The organism is Paraburkholderia sp. GAS32 (genome assembly GCF_050434225.1).
GTDB lineage: Bacteria > Pseudomonadota > Gammaproteobacteria > Burkholderiales > Burkholderiaceae > Paraburkholderia > Paraburkholderia madseniana.
Genome location: NZ_JBNPVS010000041.1, coordinates 26,098 through 44,453, shown reverse-complemented (window position 1 = coordinate 44,453; position 18,356 = coordinate 26,098). Strand labels below are relative to the sequence as shown.

The 18,356-nt window shown below is 61.5% G+C and carries 11 protein-coding genes and 1 pseudogene; 6 read left to right on the top strand and 6 right to left on the bottom strand.

Going from position 1 to position 18,356, the window contains the following annotated elements; all coding sequences use genetic code 11:
• The first annotated feature begins 60 nt into the window (after window positions 1-60).
• The 4 genes from tssF (at window position 61) to tssA (ending at window position 6,845) form a co-directional block, all read left to right on the top strand.
• The gene (tssF, locus tag P3T25_RS35995; protein ID WP_429361818.1) at window positions 61-1,899 is read left to right on the top strand and encodes a type VI secretion system baseplate subunit TssF; all 1,839 of its coding nucleotides are present in this window, start codon (window positions 61-63) and stop codon (window positions 1,897-1,899) included.
• Complete coding sequence (gene tssG / locus P3T25_RS35990) at window positions 1,863-2,957, top strand: type VI secretion system baseplate subunit TssG (RefSeq protein ID WP_154561524.1); 1,095 nt, start codon at window positions 1,863-1,865, stop codon at window positions 2,955-2,957. Before tssF ends, tssG begins: the two co-directional genes overlap by 37 nt.
• A gap of 35 nt (window positions 2,958-2,992) precedes the next feature.
• On the top strand, window positions 2,993-5,668 hold the full coding sequence (tssH, locus tag P3T25_RS35985; protein WP_266239164.1) for a type VI secretion system ATPase TssH: 2,676 nt from the start codon (window positions 2,993-2,995) through the stop codon (window positions 5,666-5,668).
• Between the two features lie 67 nt (window positions 5,669-5,735).
• The gene (gene tssA / locus P3T25_RS35980) at window positions 5,736-6,845 is read left to right on the top strand and encodes a type VI secretion system protein TssA (protein ID WP_266239165.1); all 1,110 of its coding nucleotides are present in this window, start codon (window positions 5,736-5,738) and stop codon (window positions 6,843-6,845) included.
• A gap of 84 nt (window positions 6,846-6,929) precedes the next feature.
• Here tssA and P3T25_RS35975 read toward each other — a convergent pair whose 3' ends face one another.
• From P3T25_RS35975 to P3T25_RS35960, 4 genes are all read right to left on the bottom strand, one after another.
• Window positions 6,930-7,886 carry an OmpA family protein gene (locus P3T25_RS35975; protein ID WP_154561518.1) on the bottom strand — a complete coding sequence of 319 codons (957 nt, stop codon included), beginning with the start codon at window positions 7,884-7,886 and terminating at the stop codon, window positions 6,930-6,932.
• Window positions 7,887-7,890: 4 nt separating this feature from the next.
• Window positions 7,891-8,883, bottom strand: a complete 993-nt coding sequence (gene tagF / locus P3T25_RS35970) for a type VI secretion system-associated protein TagF (RefSeq protein WP_054036464.1) — start codon at window positions 8,881-8,883, stop codon at window positions 7,891-7,893.
• The gene (tssM, locus tag P3T25_RS35965; RefSeq protein ID WP_429361814.1) at window positions 8,880-12,782 is read right to left on the bottom strand and encodes a type VI secretion system membrane subunit TssM; all 3,903 of its coding nucleotides are present in this window, start codon (window positions 12,780-12,782) and stop codon (window positions 8,880-8,882) included. The genes tagF and tssM overlap by 4 nt, the downstream gene beginning before the upstream one ends.
• A gap of 268 nt (window positions 12,783-13,050) precedes the next feature.
• Complete coding sequence (locus P3T25_RS35960) at window positions 13,051-13,896, bottom strand: M15 family metallopeptidase (protein WP_054036462.1); 846 nt, start codon at window positions 13,894-13,896, stop codon at window positions 13,051-13,053.
• 125 nt (window positions 13,897-14,021) lie between these two features.
• Between P3T25_RS35960 and P3T25_RS35955 the strand changes: the two genes are divergently transcribed.
• Both P3T25_RS35955 and P3T25_RS35950 read left to right on the top strand, forming a co-directional pair.
• Complete coding sequence (locus P3T25_RS35955) at window positions 14,022-14,966, top strand: hypothetical protein (RefSeq protein ID WP_266239167.1); 945 nt, start codon at window positions 14,022-14,024, stop codon at window positions 14,964-14,966.
• A 68-nt stretch (window positions 14,967-15,034) separates the two neighbouring features.
• A pseudogene (locus tag P3T25_RS35950) lies at window positions 15,035-15,265 on the top strand (nucleoside hydrolase); the annotation flags it as partial.
• A gap of 31 nt (window positions 15,266-15,296) precedes the next feature.
• Here P3T25_RS35950 and P3T25_RS35945 read toward each other — a convergent pair.
• Both P3T25_RS35945 and P3T25_RS35940 read right to left on the bottom strand, forming a co-directional pair.
• On the bottom strand, window positions 15,297-16,253 hold the full coding sequence (locus P3T25_RS35945; protein WP_168435750.1) for a LysR family transcriptional regulator: 957 nt from the start codon (window positions 16,251-16,253) through the stop codon (window positions 15,297-15,299).
• An 843-nt stretch (window positions 16,254-17,096) separates the two neighbouring features.
• Window positions 17,097-18,149 (bottom strand): NAD(P)-dependent alcohol dehydrogenase, encoded by a 1,053-nt coding sequence (locus tag P3T25_RS35940; RefSeq protein ID WP_154561510.1) that lies wholly within the window; start codon window positions 18,147-18,149, stop codon window positions 17,097-17,099.
• Between the last annotated feature and the right edge of the window lie 207 nt (window positions 18,150-18,356).

The window sequence follows — 18,356 nt, the reverse complement described above, 5'->3', positions numbered from 1 at the left end:
GTTAACGCGCAACGGCAGCGACTGATCAGGCGGCGATGGTTCAGGTTCGGGGATAGATCGATGGAAGAATTGCTGCCGTATTACGAGCGCGAATTATCATTTTTGCGGCGCTATTCGCGCGATTTCGCCGAGCGCTATCCGAAGATCGCAGCGCGCCTCGCGATGTCGGGCGAGCACTGCGAAGATCCGCACGTCGAGCGGATGATCGAATCGTTCGCGCTCCTGGGCGCGCGTATCAACAAGAAGCTCGACGACGATTACCCCGAATTCACCGAAGCGCTGCTGGAAGTGCTGTATCCGCACTACTTGCGGCCGTTTCCATCGTGCTCGATCGCGCAGTTGGGCACCTCGGCCGCGCTCAGCCATCTGACCGAGCCGGTGCTGGTCGAGCGTGGCACCGAACTCAAGTCGCGACCGATTCGCGGCGTGCAATGCCGTTTCCGGACCGCCTACGACGTGACGCTGGCGCCGATCCGGATCTCGGAGGCGAAGTACACATCGGTGGCCATGGCGCCGAGCGCGACCGTCCTGCCAGGCAACGCTACGGCGATCGTGTCGATCACGTTCGAATCCACGGCTGCGCAGCTCGATCTCTCCGCATTGAAAGTCGGCACGTTGCGCACGCACCTGCACGGCGAACAGTCGTTTATCGCGGCGCTGGCGGACTGCCTGTTCGTCAACGCGATGGCCACTTATGTCGAAGCCGACCGCCGCGGTGTGTGGACGCAACTGCGCGAATCGCCGGTCGTACAAGCCGGTTTCGATGAAGACGATGCGCTGATCGACTATCCGGCCAAATCACATCCGGCGTACCGGTTGCTGACCGAATACTTTGCTTTCCCCGAAAAATTCAACTTCACCGATTTCGATCTGGCGGCGATGACGCGCGCGAGCGGTCGCTGCCAGCGTCTGACGCTGCACATCGTACTCAAGGAAGTGCGCAGCGATTCTCACGTCGCGCGCTTGCTGGATTCGTTGTCCGCGCATCATTTCCGCTTGTTCTGCACGCCGGTCGTGAATCTGTTCGAACAGCACGGCGAGCCGATCCGCGTCAGTCACCAGGCGATTTCGTACCCGGTGATCGCCGAAGCGCGCCGGGCATTCGCGTACGAAGTCTATTCGATCGACTCGGTGAAACTCGTCCGGCAGCAGGCGCATGAGGAATCGGTGATCGAATTCCGGCCGTTCTATTCGCTGCATCACGGCGAAGCGGCGCGTGCGGGACACTACTGGTTCGCGTGTCGCAACGATTGGGTCGCGCAGAAAAGCCCCGGCTACGAGACCGAAATCTCGATCGTCGATATCGACTTCGAGCCGGCCGCGCCGCAGACCGATACGCTGAGTCTCGATCTGACGTGTACCAATCGCGACCTGCCGGCCGGCCTCGCCGTGGGTCTTGAAGGCGGCGATCTGTTTCTGGAAGGCGGCTCCTTGACCGGCAGCATCACAATGCTGCGCAGGCCGACGCCTAGCGTGCGTTTCGAACGCGGGCGCGCCTCGCACTGGCGGCTGATTTCGCATCTGGCGCTGAATCATGTGTCGCTCGCCAATAGCGGCCTGTCGGCGCTGAAGGAAATGCTGGTGCTTTACGATTTGCGGCGCACGGCGGTGTCGGCGCGGCATATCGACGGTCTGGTCGGCATCGAACAGCGCGCAGCGGTGCAATGGTTGCCGGGCAAGCCGTTTGCAACTTTCGTGCGCGGCATCGAGATTCGTTTGACGATCGACGAAGAGCATTTCGTCGGCACGAGTCTCGCTTCGTTCGTGCGGGTGATCGATACGTTTTTCGGGCTGTACGTGCATCTGAACAGCTTTGTGCAACTGGTCGTCGTGTCGAAGCGCACCGGCGAGGAGATTCTGCGATGCAAACCGCGCAGCGGCGAATCGATCCTGGCGTAGTCGAGCAACTTCTCGACGAACCGCATCGCTTCGAATTTTTTCAGGCGGTGCGGATTCTCGAGAAGTGGTTCGCGCAACAAACGCCGTCGAGTCATGGACGCCCCGGCGAAATCGTCGCGCAGCGGATTGCCTTTCGCAATTCGCTGTCGATGTCTTTTCCGCCTAGCGAAATTCACAGCGCACAGTCTTACGACGATGAAGGCACGGCGCTGAAAGAGAAGCCGCAACGCACCGCCGCGCTCGAAGCGGGTTCGCTTCACAAGGTCGATATCACGCCGGCGTTTTTCGGTTTGCTCGGCGGGCAGGGCGCGTTGCCGCTGCATTACACCGAGCAGATCATCGCGCGTGAGCAGATCAAGCGCGACCGGGCCGCACGCGAATTCTTCGACGTGTTTTCGAATCGCGCGACTGCGCTGTTCTACGCGGCGTGGAAGAAGTACCGGTTGCCGTTTCACTACGAACTGGATCGCGACGAACGTTATCTGCCGCTGTTGCTCGCGTTGGCAGGCGTCGCCGACGACGACACGCGCAACAGTCTGCAAAGCGGCGACGGCGCGCTATTCGACGAAGCGATTGCCGGTTATGCATTGGCCGCACGGCACCGGCCGGTTTCAGCGGCCTATCTGCAGCGTACGCTGTCCGAGTACTTTAAGGTGCGGGTGCGGGTCGAGCAGTTCGTCGGCAAATGGTACGACGTGCCGCGCGATCAATTGACCGTGCTCGGCGGTGTCAACGCGACGCTCGGCGCAACGGCGCTGGCGGGCGAGCGGGTCTGGCAACGCGACATGCGCGCGCGGCTCGTGATCGGGCCGCTCGACAAGGCCGACTACGAAGCGTTTTTACCTGGCGCCGACCGCGCCGTGGCGCTCGAACGCATGCTGACGCTGCTCGCCGGCGTGACCCTCGAATATGAGGTCTCGCTGGTACTGCGCCGCAAGGAGGTGGGACCCAGCATGCTGAGCGGCGGTGCGCGCCTCGGCTGGGACGCATTCCTGTGCACGAGAGAAGGCGACCGTGACCGTGCGGATGCCCGCTACGAATTGCATGTGATTCACTGACTACAACGATAGAACCTGGACCCGGATCGCACGACATGAGCACGTCCCTCAATACCCTGATCGCCAAACTGAATCCGACCTGCCGGCAAGCGGCTTTGCTCGCGGCGAACAACTGTCTCGCGCGCGGTCACTATGAGGTCGACCTTGAACATCTGTTGCTGGCGCTGCTGGATGAACCGGCGAGCGACGTCACGCTGGTACTGCGCGCATGCAGGGTCGACGCACATGCCTTGCGTGCTGATATCGAGCGCGAATTGCAGCGATTGAAAACCGGCAATACGCGCACGCCTGTGTTTTCGAAGCATCTGATCGATTTGCTCGAACAGGCGTGGTTGATCGCGTCGCTCGATTCGCAGATTGGACGGATTCGCTCGGGACATTTGCTGCTCGCGTTGTTGACGGCGCCGGACCTCGCGCAGTTCGCCGAACGCATGTCGCCGCTGCTGCGCGACGTGCGGGTGACGGATCTGAAGCACAAGTTCGACGAAATGACCGCGGGGTCGCGTGAAGTCGAACGTAGCAATGCGGCAGAGAACGCCGCAGAAGCCGTAAGCGATGCAGCTGCGACCGACTCCGCACCCGGTGCGCCTTCTAAAACCCCCGCGCTGGATACCTACACCAGCAATCTGACGCAGCGTGCGCGTGAAGGCAAGATCGATCCGGTGATCGGCCGTGAGGGCGAGATTCGCCAAACGATCGACATCCTGATGCGCCGCCGGCAGAACAATCCGATCATGACGGGCGAGGCGGGCGTCGGTAAAACGGCGGTGGTCGAAGGCCTCGCGCTGCGCATCGCGGCCGACGACGTGCCCGCACCGCTGAAAGGAGTCGCGTTGCACGTGCTCGATATGGGGCTGCTGCAAGCCGGCGCAAGCGTCAAAGGCGAGTTCGAGAACCGCCTGAAGAACGTGATCGACGAGGTGAAGAAGAGCCCGCATCCGATCATTCTGTTTATCGACGAAGCGCATACGATCATCGGCGCCGGCGGCCAGGCCGGGCAGAACGACGCGGCGAATCTGCTGAAGCCCGCTTTGGCGCGCGGCGAATTGCGCACCATCGCGGCGACTACGTGGGGCGAATACAAGAAGTACTTCGAGAAAGATGCGGCGCTGGCGCGGCGTTTCCAGGTTGTAAAGATCGAAGAGCCGAGCGAGACGCTCGCGGCGGCGATGTTGCGCGGCATGGCCGCGTTGATGGAAAAGCACTTCAATGTCCGCGTGCTGGACGATGCGATCACCGAAGCAGTGCGTCTGTCGCATCGCTACATCAGCGGCCGTCAACTGCCGGACAAAGCGATCAGCGTGCTCGACACCGCCTGCGCGAAAGTCGCGCTCGCGCATAGTTCGACACCCGCCGCGATCGACGACACGAAGAAACGGCTCGAGCGCATCGACGCCGAAATCGCGGCGCTGGAGCGCGAAGTGGCGAGCGGTGCGTTGCACGACGAGCGGCTCGCGGAACTGCGCAGCCTGCGTGAAGAAGACGTGAAAGACCTGGCCGTTGACGAGGCGCGCTACGACAAGGAGCGCGCATTGGTAACGGAGATCGTCGGCTTGCGCGCGGAAATCGACGCCGCGCGCGTAAGTAGTGCAGACGCCGCGCAGGCCGACAAGGCTCAGCAGGCGCGCGAAACGCTGGCCACGCGTGTTGCGGAATTACATGCATTGCAGGGCGGCCAGCCGATGGTCCCATTGCAGGTCGACGGCCACGTGGTCGCCGAAATCGTCGCTTCATGGACCGGCATTCCGCTCGGCCGCATGATCAAGGACGAAATCCAGACCGTGCTGAATCTGCAGCCGTTGCTGGCCGCTCGCGTGATCGGGCAGGACCATGCGCTCGATGCGATCGCGCAGCGCGTGCGCACCGCCAGCGCGAGTCTCGAAGATCCGAACAAACCGCGTGGCGTGTTCATGTTCGTCGGACCGTCGGGTGTCGGCAAGACCGAAACCGCGCTGGCACTCGCCGACGTGCTGTACGGCGGCGAACGCAAGATGGTCACGATCAACATGAGCGAGTATCAGGAGGCGCACAGCGTGTCGGGCCTGAAGGGTTCGCCGCCGGGCTACGTCGGTTACGGCGAGGGCGGTGTGCTGACCGAAGCGGTGCGTCGCAATCCGTATTCGGTAGTGCTGCTCGACGAGGTGGAAAAGGCACACCCGGACGTGCTGGAAATGTTCTTCCAGGTATTCGATAAGGGCACCATGGACGACGCCGAAGGGCGCGAGATCGATTTCCGCAACACGCTGATCATTCTGACCTCGAACGTCGGCTCGCAGGCGGTGATGCAGGCATGCCTGAACAAGAGCGCCGAAGAACTGCCCGATCCGGACGAACTCGCGGAGACGTTGCGCCCGCAACTGTACAAGACGTTCAAGCCGGCGTTCCTCGGCCGTATGAAAGTGGTGCCGTACTATCCGATCTCCGACGACGTGCTGGCCGAAATTATCGACTTGAAGCTGGAGCGGATTCGCCGCCGCATCGAATCGAATCACAAAGCGGTGTTCGAGTGGGACGAGTCGCTCGTCGACGCTGTGCTGGCGCGCTGCACCGAAGTGGATTCCGGCGCGCGCAATGTGGACCACATTCTGAACGGCACGCTATTGCCCGAAGTCGCGCAGCAGATGCTCGAGCGTATTGCCAACGGCACCGCGATCGAACGCATCGCGGTCCGTGCGAGCGAGGCGGGCGAGTTCGAATACACGGTTGCGTGAACAGGCAAGTCCCCGCCTGCCTGCCAATCTGTTTTAATGCCGTACCGGATACTTATTGCTTTCTGTCATGCCGACTAATCTGAACACGCTGCTGGCGCCGATCAGCGAAGCCTCGCCTTGTGGCGACGACCTGCTGTTTTCGGCGGATTTCGACGCGATTCAGCACGCGCGCCGATTCGAAGACCCGTCGCTGGATCAAGGCGAATGGGTCACGGATATCAAGGAGGCCGACTGGCCATTCGTGGTCGAACGCTCCAGCAACCTGCTGCAGACGCAGACCAAGGACCTGCGCCTCGCTGTCTGGCTCACCGAGGCGTTGGCCATCGAAGAGGGCGTGACCGGTCTCACACAAGGGTATGCGCTGCTGACGGGGCTGTGCGAAAAGTACTGGGATTACGTGCATCCGTTGCCGGAAGGCGACGACACCGAGTATCGCCTCGGCAACGTTGCGTGGCTGATGGGCCGCACCGGTGATCTGCTGCGGGCGATGCCGCTCACGTCGTCGCAAGGCAGCTCGTACAGTACGATCGATTGGGACGTGGCAACGCACGTCGCGCAAGCGGTCAAGCGCGATCCGGATCACGCCGACGACATCGCGCGCGGCAAGCCTTCCATCGAGCAGATCGAGGCGTCGAAACGCGCCACGCCGCCGGCGTTCTATTCGACCCTGCTGGTGGATCTGAAAGCATTCGAAGCGGCAATGCTCGCACTCGAACAGCAACTGGACCAGCGCGCGGCCGATTCAGCACCGAGTTTCCGTCAGGCGAAAGATGCGTACGAGAGCGTCTACCGGTTGGCGGAACGCTTTGCACGCGAACTGGGCGTCAGCGCTGAAGCGTCGCCGCCGAAAGCGCCGAAGCCGGAAGAACACGAACGCGCCGAGCCTACCTTCAAGACTTCACCGCAACGCGAGGAACCCGTGTTGACGACCATGCCGACCACGATCAGCCCGATTGCAGGAATCCAGAGCCGCGCGCAAGCCGTCGCGCAGTTGCGTGCCGTGGCCAAGTTCTTTCGCAGCACCGAGCCGCATAATCCGGCTGCTTACCTTGCGGACAAGGCGGCGGAGTGCGCGGATATGCCTTTGCATCAGTGGTTGTCGTCGGTGGTGAAGGACGATGGGTCGCTCGCGCATATTCGCGAGTTGTTGGGCGTGAAGCCCGAGGAAAACAGCTAGAACTTCCTTGAACACAAGCAAAAAAGCCAGGCATCGAAATCGGTGCCAGGCTTTTTCAATTCATAAGGTCAAGCAAGCAGCAACTCAAGACCCCGCGCGAAACTCAATACGCCGATTACGCGCCCGCCCGTCGGTCGTATCGTTCGATGCGATCGGCTGATCCGGACCAACCCCTGTGGTCGTCATCTGCTCGGGCGGAATGCCTCTCGCGACCAGATAACCCTTCACCGCATCCGCACGCGCCTGGCTCAGCGCGATATTCGAGGTGCGATTGCCCGAGTTGTCGGTATGGCCGATGATCGCCACCGTCTTCGTCTGCATCTTCGACAACACGGCCGCCATCTGATCGAGAATCGCGCGGCCTTGCGGCGTAAGTGTCGCGCTGCCCGTCTCGAACTCGATTGTGCGATTCGCCAGCGTCTGGTCGAGCAGGCCCTGTTCCGATGCGCTCACGCGCAGGCCGTTCTTGATCGTGTAGGTCGGATTCAGCGCGTTCGCCATATCGCTTGCGAGTTGCTGGCGCTGCGATTCGTTATGCACCTCGCCCTTCACGTCGATCTGCGTGCCGTCGATCTTCAACTGGCCTTTGCTGATCTGCTTCAACTGCGGGCCGATCAGCTTTTGTACGTTGGCGGACCAGTTCGGCGGCGTCGCAACGTCGGCGACTTCGATCTGATCGACCACGTTGGCCGCGCCGTAGGTGTCGCGCAGACGTGCGAGCACGGCCGCTTTGGTCGCTTCATCCGGCACCTTTCCGCCCACCACCACCTGGCCCGGCGTTGCATTGGCGGGCGGCGGCGCTGCGCTGATCGCACCGGTGCCGCCGCCCGTCGTACCGCTGGCGAGGCCGGCCGTGCTGACCGCAGGACCTGCAGTGCCCTGCTGAGCCGAAGAAGGCGCGGGCAGAACCGTCGTGCGAATCGCCATGCCGCTGTTGTCGACCGGCGTGACGCGTGCCGGGCCGTCGTTGTCGGCATGGGCGAGTGCGCAGACGAGAAGGCCCGCCAGCAGCGAGGCAATGCGCGTGTGTTTGCTCAACATCGTGTCACGCTCCCGTGAATGCTTCGCGGAACGTGTCGATGCTGACACGCAACGACAGTTGCGGTTGGTCGAGGTAGCTGACGAGCTTGCTAATGCCATGGTCGTTTTGTGCGTGTTCGTCGATCCACTCGGGATCGTCGATATCGATGTTGTGTGCCGCGTACGCCTGCGGATCGACCACGCTGTGCAGCGTTTTGGCCGAGGCACCGTTAAAGCCGATGATGAGCCGTTCGCGTTCGGCAATCGTGCCGATAAAAATCGCCAGTTCGAAATCAGCCTGCGAGACGAACGGTGCGATCAGTTCGAGCCAGAAAGCGGCGACGAGCGAGCGATAGAACGGATCGTTAGGTAGCGGCAGTGTGAGCCCGCGTTCGAGATGCGACGAACCGCTTTGCATCACCGGACGCAGCAGCGAACCGAGCGCCAGCATCGCGCCACGCAAGCGCACCGGATGGCCGCTTGCAAGCAGCATCTGTTCGAGGCCGGAGAGGGTCTGATGCTCGACGAAGTCGTTGAAGGTGCCGTCGTGCGGATTGCCCGGACCGCCGCCGATTTCGATCGGCACTTGCGTTTCGCCGAGCGCGTGCAACGCGCCGGCTGGCTCGCTCACGCCGAGCAACGGCTTCATCTGCGAGGCGATACGCGACCACAGGCGCGCGAAGGCCAGCGGACTGTGCGCGAGGAACGTCAGCGGCTTTTCTACTTCCAGCGCGGTGGCGGCAAGAAACGGAAAGCGGCGCGACGATTGATCCTGGCTCGCCACCATATGCCCTGCGATCGCTAGCTTGCTGCGCGAGCCGAGGAACGCGAAGTGCATCGGCTTGGCGTTTTCGTAGACGATCTTCCAGCGCGGATCGTCAGTGAGCAACTCCATGGCCTCGGCGATCCAGCGGTCGAGCGTGGCCAGCAATTGCGGGTTATGCGCGCTTTTGACGAAGTCGCCGCGCGACGGGATCTTGCCGAAGTAGGCGATTTGCGCCTGCACGGTTTGCGTCATTGCGCACCTCCTGTGTTCGAAACCGCGGCGGCGGCCGTGGCCGGCCGTGCCGCTGGTGAGGCCGGTGCGACAGCGGGCACGGTGCCCGCTGTTCCTGTTGGTCCTGGCGCACCCGCGGCTGTCGCATTGACTGAATTCGCCGCGGCGCTCACGTCCGCTACCGACGACGGCAGCCGCAAGCCGCGCAGGCTTTGCTGTTGCGGTGCATCGCTGCTGGCACCGCCCGAGGCCTGCGACGTGCTGATGATGCGCATGCTGACCGCCACCGTGACATTGCCTTGCGTCCACGACAGATCGAAGGTGCCATCCGGACGGCGTTTGCGTTGCGCCGAGTTGATCAGTTTCTCCAGACCGTAGCGGCCCGGCTCGTTGACCAGTTGCAGCGTGCGGCCGTCGAAGGTCGTGGCATTCAGCGTGGCGCCCGGCGAGCCCGACGGATTCGGCCACACGAAGTTGGTCCACTGCGGCGGCGTATTGCGGTAACGCATCTGCTGGCCATCGATCGCGAGCGTGTATTCCGTGGTGCCGCTGCTTGGTTGCGGCAGGATCTGGAATACGGTCTGCGGTTCGGCCGAGCTTTGGCCACCCGAGGTCGCCGCGCCGCCGGCAAGCGGCGCCACCCAGCGCGCGAAACCGCTGGTGAAGTCGGGCGTCAGCGCGAGACCCATATCGCCCCATGTGCGTGAGGTCAGCGTGTCGCCGCGGCGCACCGCGAGCGGCCCGAGCGTCGTACCGACGAACTTGGCGATCGCGCCGTCCGGCCCGAACACCTGGGCGATTTCGCCGGCGCCGGCCTCGACCTTCGCATCGCCTGCAAACGGATACTTGTTCGCGAGCGCCCCCTGGAAGGTCTGGTAGACCTGTGCGTTCCACACCTTGTTGACTTCGACGCTGGCCGGCTGGATCACCACTGCATACGCCGCCATCAGCGGACGCACCAGCAGCGGGCGCAGTGCCTTGCGTTGCGAATCGGTGAGACCCGTCAGCATCTGTTCGTCGACGTACTTCAGCGAATCAGCCAGTTCGGAGCCGCTGCCGTCGAGTGTCTGCTGCATCAGCTGACGCGCGCCCGGTCCCGGATCGCCCTGATTCTTGATCACGTTGAAGCGCGTACGGACCTTCGAGAGCGTGTCCATGTAGCCCTTCAACATCGAGCCGTTGTCGCCGGAGACGACGATGCGGCCCAATGCCGAGAACTCCTGGCCGATCGGGCCCATCGGCACTTCGACCGGATTGCCGTTGATGTCGATGTTGGCGTTCAACTGGCCGGTCGGCGCACGCGCGAACCAATTCTTGAACCAGCTGGTCATGCCGGTTTGCGCGCGCTTCAGGTTCGCGTTGAAGAGCGACGGGTTGTCCCACGAAGTCTGGTCATACGCGGTTTCGAGGACCTTGCGGATCGGCGAATCCTGCGGGTCGCCGAGACGGTTCATCGCATCCACCGCCTGACCGAAGCTGCCGAAGCTCTGCACGGCAATGCCTTGCATGAACTTCTGCCAGTGCATCGCGTACTCCGTTTTGTACATCGCCACGAGTGCTTTCTGGATCTGCTCGGGGCTGCCTTCGAGCGTCAGGTCGTCGTGCGCGGAGGTATTGAGCACCCAGTCCTTGGCCTGCAATTCCTTGGTGGCGGCATCGCGAATCGCCGGCTGCACGTACTGGAACCACGCTTCACGCGTGAAGGTGCCGGGAATCGCGTAGCTGCCGGCCACCAGCGCCGTATTGTTTTCGCCGACGATGCGCGCGATCGTCATCGGCGCGAAGCGGGTCGACGCACGCGCCTTGATTTCTTCGTAGACACGCTGACGAGCCGGCATGCCGCGCACCACGCGGCGCAGGTTTTCACGGGTCTGGTCGACGAGGCCGAGGTTCTGGTCGATCATCGGCCAGTCGTTGTCGGACACGCGCGACAGATAGAAGGTGATCATGCGCTCGGCGCTGCGGATCATCTCGTCGCGGGGCATGTTGCCGCGATTCGTTTCGAGCCAGCCGCGCCAGAAGCGGGCGACCTGATCAGTCAGGTGCGCGGTTTCCACGTGACGCTTGTCGCTCAGCATCAGGTAGGTCTTGAGCGCGTTGTACGCGTCTTCGACGTTGGTCGGCGACGCGTCGCTATACAGGCCACCCTGGCTGTTCGCCGCCATCGCCGTGTGTGCGGACACCGGAATCGCGGCGGCGTCCGGCGTGCGGTTCAGCGGCGCGAGATGATCGGGGTGCGCATTGACGTCCTTCAGGAACGACGCGAGATTCTGCGAGACCGGGTCGAGCAGGATCTGGCGCACGCCGTTGTAGTACTCGGTGAGCAAGTGCTGCTCGAGGCGGTCGCCCTGATACAGCCCGAGCGACACGGCTAGCGGCTTGTCGCGGCGGAACTGTTCGAGCTGGTCGATGCGGTCTTCCAGAATGTCCATGGCCTGCAAGCGCGATTGCAGGTCATTGCGGTTCTGCTGCAGGCGCACCACGTTGTCGAGGTCGGCCTTGACGTTGTCGGCGAGCTGCTCATTGCCGATCGTCGACCACGTCCAGCCGCCGAGCGCCAACGCGAGCACCGCGACGAAGCCGAAGAACGTGGCATAACGCATGCGCGTCTTGGCGGGACTGGCGAACTGCTTGACGGTCTGCCGGTCGGCGAAGATCACCTTGGAGAACAGGTCGCGCAGGAAGAAGCCGTTCTTCGAGAACGCGCTATGCGGCTTGGGCAGACTGTCCGCGGAGAGGCCAAAGCGGTTGGCGATGCGCGTGGCGGCGGCGCTGTTGGTTTCGCCTTCCTGCAACGCGCTGGTGAAGTAGAAGCCACGGAAAATCGGCTTGTGCTGGAACGGGTTGGTTTCGAACAGCGTGGCGAGGAACGCGCGCAACGCGGGCTTGATCGCCGAGAATTCGAGCGGGAAGCTCAACTGGCCCGGCGAGAGCTTGTTGCCGCGGTTGATCGACATCTGCGCGACGCTGATTTCTTTCAGGCCGTCATAGAGCTCTTCGAAGTGCTCGTCGAACAGACCCACCACGTCGCGCTTTTCGTCTGGCTCGTAGGGCAGGGTGGCGCCCCACACGCGGTCGTATTCGTGGCGGTCGCTGCCGCTGAAAAATTCGGTGAAGCCCGTGATCAGGTCGGCCTTGGTGAACATCACATACACCGGCGCGAACACTTCGAGCTTCTCGGTCAACTCCTGCACGCGCTGGCGCAGATTCTTCGCGAGATTGATCGCGAACTCGGGCTTGCTGCTGGTCAACTCGGCAATGCTCGCCGTGACGATGATGCCGTTGATCGGCGCCTTTGGCCGGAAGCGCTTGAGCAGGCCGAGGAAGCCGATCCATTCGGTGCGGTCTTCTTCGTGCACGGAATAGCGGCCGGCGGTGTCGAGCAGAATGCCTTCGGTCGTGAAGAACCAGTCGCAATTGCGCGTGCCGCCGATACCGTGAATCACGGCGTTGTTCTTGTCGGCGAAAGGAAATTGCAGACCGGAATTCAGCACGGCGCTGCTCTTGCCTGCGGCCGGGTTGCCGATCACGATGTACCAGGGCAATTCATACAGCGCCGAGCCGCCGGACATCTGACCGATCTTCGAGGTCTTGATCGTTTTCACCGCGTCGACGAGGCGTGTGCGCAGCACGTCGAGTTCGGCCTGGCGCGCGGGCGTTGGGGCGGGGCCGGTTTCGGTCTGTTTTTCGGCTTGCTGCTCGAGCATCTCGCCGAGCTTGTTGTTCGCGCGCCGTGCGCGCAGGCGGCGCACCACCCAGACCAGCAGCCATAGCGCGATCACCGCGCCGAGCACGATGGCAGGCCACATCAGGTCGATCTGCAAGGTATCGGCACCGATGAACAAAACAGCAGCGAGCGCGAGCAAGCCGATGATCGAGAGCGTGCGTGTATGGGTCAACACGTTAAGAATGCGTCGCATAAGCCGTTCAGGTCTTGGTGATGTGTGTTGTGGCGCGTGTGTGGCAAACAGCATGGCGCGAGCGCGGGCAAAGTCTGCCTGCGCCGCGTTTGAAACAATTCGAAAGCATATTCAGGCGAAGGTGAATGCGGCCGGATTGTTAAATCCGCCATGGAATGTTTCGCCGAGGGCGATGGGGCGAATGCCGTTATGCATGCGGCATTGCCGATTTTTGCCAGAAAATTTGCTTGAACGCCCCATTGCCAACCTCTTTATTGCCCACTTCGCCTTAATGACCACGCCCCAGGACGAAGCCGGGTTTGTGATATTCAACGTGCCCGAGATCCATCAATTTCCAACGGCCACCCCACGTCAGGCCGACCTGTTCGGCCGTCTGTCCGTATAACTGATAGCCTCGCATGGCCCAGGGATCTTTTTCTGAAATGACGAGCTTGCCGTCGCGCAAAAACGCATTGTCCGCGGCAAGTCCGTATTGGTGATAGCTTTGAAACGCTGCGGCATTGGTGACGTTGCCCCCCATTTGCGCCAGGCGGTTTTGCCGCTCCGGACTGCGATAACCTTCCAGCAATGCCATTTCATACCCGTACTGCTCGTGCATGATTTTGTAAACGAGCAATAAACGCGTTCTGAAATCGGCGTCGAGCAAATTCCAGTCGCGGCTCGCGTCTTTCAGCGCGGGCCGAATCTGCTCCACTTCCTGCGTTGCAAATACCTCGGGCGGCAGCGGCGGCGGGGGCACGAGCTGTTCGCCATTCAATAACGCGGCAATTTTCTCGTCCGGTACCCGTGCAGTGTCATCGAATTGGAATAATTGCCGACCGCGTAAAGCCAATGCCACCAATGGCGGCGTCGCAAGAATACCTGTGGTGGTAAAAATCAGCAAGCGCCGCTTTGCCAGTAACTTTTGCATATCGACTGCAGTCGATTGCGAAATTTTTGCCGAACGTACTAATTGACCGCGAGCACGTGAAGCACCTTGAGATGCTCCGCGCATAACGCGGCCATGAATGGCGAGTGCGGCGCCTAATAAAGAGGCGCGTACCGCCGGCAATAGCAGCATTGCGGCGATCACAACGGCGAAGGCGAAATAGGCGAGAAGTACTACGGCAATCAAAGTCGACCCCGGAAATTGGAAACAATTGTATTTTGTAATGCTTGCTCTTAGAATCAGGCCTGCTCGGAGAGGAGCCGGAACGGTATTATCACGGCGAAATAATCCAGGATTCAATGAGACAGTGAATGAGTGCGCCGGAAAGTTCGAATTCCAAAGCCCCACCTAGCCTGTTATCCGATAAGGCTAAGGGCGCCGATGGCAATGGTTCGCGAATCCTCGCGAATCTGGAAGGCCGTGTCGAGCCGCCTGCCGATAAACCACGCCGGTCGAAAACGCCGCTCCTGCTGGTCGCCTTGCTGGTGATCGCGGCCGGCGGTTGGGGTGCGTGGCATATGCAGCAGCGTGTGCAGACGGAGTCGTTGGCGTCGGCCACGCCCGCCAACCCAGGGAAAGCTGCTGTGCCGGCGTCCGCCGCGAGCGGTGCTGCGCAGGTCACTGCGAAAGCGGAGGCGCCGGCTGCAGCGTCGTCGCAAGCGGCCACGATCGTTGCTGACGACAGCGACAGCAAGGCGCCAGCGGCCTCCGCGAGTGCGCCTGCAAGTGGCGATGAAAGCCGCTTATCGCGCGCGCTTGCCGATGGCGCTGAGCCGAGCAACGCGTCTACGCCGGTTGCGTCCGCAGCGGCCGCGTCGGCGGTCACGGTGCCGGCGGCAAAGCACGCTAAGAGCTCAACGGCTGTCGCCAGCAATGCGAAACACGACGCGACGGCACACAGCAAGAAGGAAAGCGTGAGCGCAAGCAATCATCACGCGAGCGCGCCGACCGCGGTCGCTCAAACGAAGAAATCGCGTCCGACTGGTAATGCTTCGAAAGATGATTCGGATGCCGATCTATTGGCTGCGCTCGTGGCGCGCACCAAACCGGCCGACGCGAAAGCGGCAGACGGCAGCACGGCCACCAAGGTCAGCGCATCGGCTGCGCCTGGGAACGCCAAGCTGGCCGAACGCGTGAAAGAGTGCGGGCAACGCGGCTTCTTCGAAGACCAGTTGTGCCGCTGGCGCGTGTGCGATGGACATTGGGGTAAAGACCCGGCTTGTCCGGGGGCTGCGCCGCAGGCACGTCAGCCGTAAGTTCGCGTAATGCGCCGCTTGTCTTCGTGACTCGCGGCTACCAGGTCCATGGTCCGCGCGGCTGACCGCTGACGCTGGCGTATCTGATGCATCCGTCGTTCGCGACGCAGACGGTGGATGAATGGGTGGATGTGGATATGAGCTTCGGCGCCAATGACGGCAAGTCGACCGGTTACACCAGTTCCCCGCCGGCGGGTTTGCAGAAGATGACGGTGGTGAAACGCTTCGACAATCCGAGCTTTTTCAATTTCTACGTTGATCTGCTGACACGTCCGGTGCCGGTGACACTACCGAACTGACGTGGTGTTGCGGGCCTGCATGAAACCCGCCTCAAGCGGGATGGAGACCGCGCAACAACTGACGGACTCGCGACAGGTCCTGATTGACGTGTTCGGTCTGCTCGAATAACTCTGCGAGCCAGTCGACGAAGGCCCGCACGCGTGGGGACACCCGGCGGTTCTTCACATACGCGACGGAGACCGGCATCGGCACGGGTTTCCATTGCGGCAGTACTTCGCGCAACAGTCCTGAATCGAGGTAGGGCTGTGCCGCGATTCGCGCGGGCTGGATCAACCCCAGGCCTTGCAATCCGCAGGTGAGATAAGCCTGCTCGTCGCTGACTTTAACGAAGCCTCTGACCTTGACGTTTTGCGCTTCGCCGTCCACTTCGAAGTCGAAATCGACTTCGCGGCCGTTATGCGGCGACATGCAATTGACGGCGACGTGTCCGCGCAGATCGTCGAGGTCGACGGGCGTGCCATGTCGGGCCAGATAAGCCGGGCTTGCGCATGTCACGTGCTCGAGGGTGCCCAATTGCCGCGCGATCAGATTCGAGTCTGGCAATTCGCCTAGCTGGATACTGCAGTCGATGGCTTCCGAGATCAGGTCAACCGTGCGGTTGCTGATGCCGATGGCGAGATCGAGATTCGGATAGCGGGCGTGGAAGTCTTCCAGTGCTGGAAGGACGATGGTGCTTGCTACCGCGCCGGGCATTTCTATGCGCAGGCGGCCGGTCAGGTTATCCGTTGCGTGACGGAGGCTCGCTTCCATTTCGTCGATGTCGGCGAGGATCTGCGCGCAGCGTTCGTAGTAGGCTGCGCCTTCAGGGGTGATGCTCAGGCGCCGCGTCGTGCGGGTTAGGAGGGCGGTGCCTAGTAGGGCTTCCAGATTCTGGACGATGGTTGTCGCTGTCGCGCGAGGGATGTTGAGAGACTCCGCTGCGCGGGTGAAGCTGTTGGTGTCCACGATTCGGATGAATGTCCGCATTGCAGTTATTCTGTCAATCACGATGCAAACTCCTGTTGGTGAAATAAAGGTGTGGGTTTTGCCTGCGCGGCGCTTGTTTGTCAGTGTTCTTAGGCCTTTGGCCTTTCCTTGTTTTGTTAGTGGTCTATTAGTGTTGCCCCTGTGCGGGGCGGCACCTACTTCTCTTTGCCGGCTGCAAAGAGAAGTAGGCAAGAGAAAGCAGCTCAAACCACTCCTGCTAAGCGGGTCCCGTGGTCTGCTGCGGGTAGTGGTGCATCTGGAATCTGTGTTCGTGCACCTGCGTGCGCCAGTGACAAGGGCGTCATACTTCCGGCGGCGCTGCGCGCGCCGAAGAGTACTTCTTAAAACCGCCAGCTACGTTGGTCCTTGCGTTGGCGCTCTCGCGTTTAAGCCTTTGGGTTTGGGCTCTCGTGTTTTTCCGGCACCATGACTCGTTATTGCATCGCCACTGCCACCGCGAGTGATCGATCTTTATTTGAAGTGGGGTTCGCCTATGAGTGCGACGGCGCCTCGCCAAGGCGAAGCCGACGGCCCCCACAAACCTCAACCGAAGCCGCCGGTTTCCCATGCAAACCCGTCCGCGACGCACGCAGTGCGGAGTGGGAGCTGATGACACCTTTGTCACTAACGCGGAATGTGCGAGAACACGGATTCCAGATGCACCACTACCCGCAGCAGACCACGGTGCCCACTTAGCATGAGCGGTTTGAGCTGCTTTCTCTTGCCTACTTCTCTTTGCAGCCGGCAAAGAGAAGTAGGTGCCGCCCCGCACAGGGGCAACACTAATAGACCACTAACAAATCAAGGAAAGGCCAAAGCCCTAAGAACACGGCCAATGCCGCCGCTAAAGGCAAAAAACCAAAATCACTTCCGTAAGGAATCCAGATCAACAACAAACCGATACTTAACATCACTCTTAAGCATCCGTTCATAAGCCTCATTAATCCCCTGCATAGGGATCACCTCAATATCCGAAGTAATCCCATGCTCGCCGCAAAAATCGAGCATTTCCTGCGTCTCAGCAATCCCACCAATCAACGACCCAGCCAGCCTGCGGCGCTTAAAGATCAGATTGAACACCTGCGGCGACGGATGGTCATGCTCCGGCGCCCCAACCAGCGTCATCGTCCCATCACGCTTCAGCAAATTCAAAAACGGATTCAAATCATGCTGCGCAGCCACAGTATTCAGAATGAAATCGAAGCTGTTAGCATGCGCGCCCATCTCTTCAGCATTCTTCGAAATGACAACCTCATGCGCACCAAGCCGCTTGGCATCTTCAATCTTCGACGGCGACGTCGTAAACAACACGACATGCGCACCCATCGCACGGGCCAGCTTCACGCCCATGTGACCGAGGCCGCCCAGGCCGACAATCCCGACCTTCTTGCCGGGACCGGCACCCCAAGTGCGCAGCGGCGAATACGTCGTGATACCCGCGCATAGCAACGGCGCCACACCCGCCGGGTCGAGATTCTCCGGCACGCGCAGCGTAAATGCCTCGTCCACCACCAGTTGCGTCGAATAGCCGCCGTAAGTGATCTGACCGTCAACCCGGTCCACACCGTTGTACGTGCCGACAAAACCGTTTTCGCAATACTGCTCGAGACCTTCCTCGCAACTTGCACATGTGCGGCACGAATCGACCAGGCATCCCACGCCCACCAGATCGCCTGCCTTGTACTTCGTCACGTCCGGGCCAACCGCCGTCACACGACCGACAATTTCATGGCCCGGCACCACCGGAAAAATCGTGTTCTTCCATTCGTTGCGTGCCTGATGCAAGTCGGAATGGCACACGCCGCAAAACAGGACTTCCATCTGCACGTCATGGGCGCGCAGTTCGCGGCGCTGAATTTCGAACGGAGCGAGCGGCGCGGTAGCGTCGGTCGCTGCATAGGCGTAAGTCGTGCTCATGGGTAACTCCAGCAAAGAGGGTGGTGTCGCAAGGCGCCGGCGATGGGCGACGCGCGTCGCCGATGCGGCAAAACCTTGTCATGAACCGGGATCAGGGCGCAGGCGGTGGTTGACGTATTCACCGAAACGGTGAGCAGGTAACCGAGCCCGGCGCAGCGTGGAAATAGATGATCCGGCAGGGTTCCCATAGTAGGGGCCGGGAGCGAA

Coding starts and splice junctions, on each gene's coding strand:
- tssF (WP_429361818.1), top strand. CDS start 61: ATGGAAGAATTGCTGCCGTATTACGAGCGCGAATTATCATTTTTGCGG.
- tssG (WP_154561524.1), top strand. CDS start 1,863: ATGCAAACCGCGCAGCGGCGAATCGATCCTGGCGTAGTCGAGCAACTT.
- tssH (WP_266239164.1), top strand. CDS start 2,993: ATGAGCACGTCCCTCAATACCCTGATCGCCAAACTGAATCCGACCTGC.
- tssA (WP_266239165.1), top strand. CDS start 5,736: ATGCCGACTAATCTGAACACGCTGCTGGCGCCGATCAGCGAAGCCTCG.
- P3T25_RS35975 (WP_154561518.1), bottom strand. CDS start 7,886: ATGTTGAGCAAACACACGCGCATTGCCTCGCTGCTGGCGGGCCTTCTC.
- tagF (WP_054036464.1), bottom strand. CDS start 8,883: ATGACGCAAACCGTGCAGGCGCAAATCGCCTACTTCGGCAAGATCCCG.
- tssM (WP_429361814.1), bottom strand. CDS start 12,782: ATGCGACGCATTCTTAACGTGTTGACCCATACACGCACGCTCTCGATC.
- P3T25_RS35955 (WP_266239167.1), top strand. CDS start 14,022: ATGAGTGCGCCGGAAAGTTCGAATTCCAAAGCCCCACCTAGCCTGTTA.
- P3T25_RS35940 (WP_154561510.1), bottom strand. CDS start 18,149: ATGAGCACGACTTACGCCTATGCAGCGACCGACGCTACCGCGCCGCTC.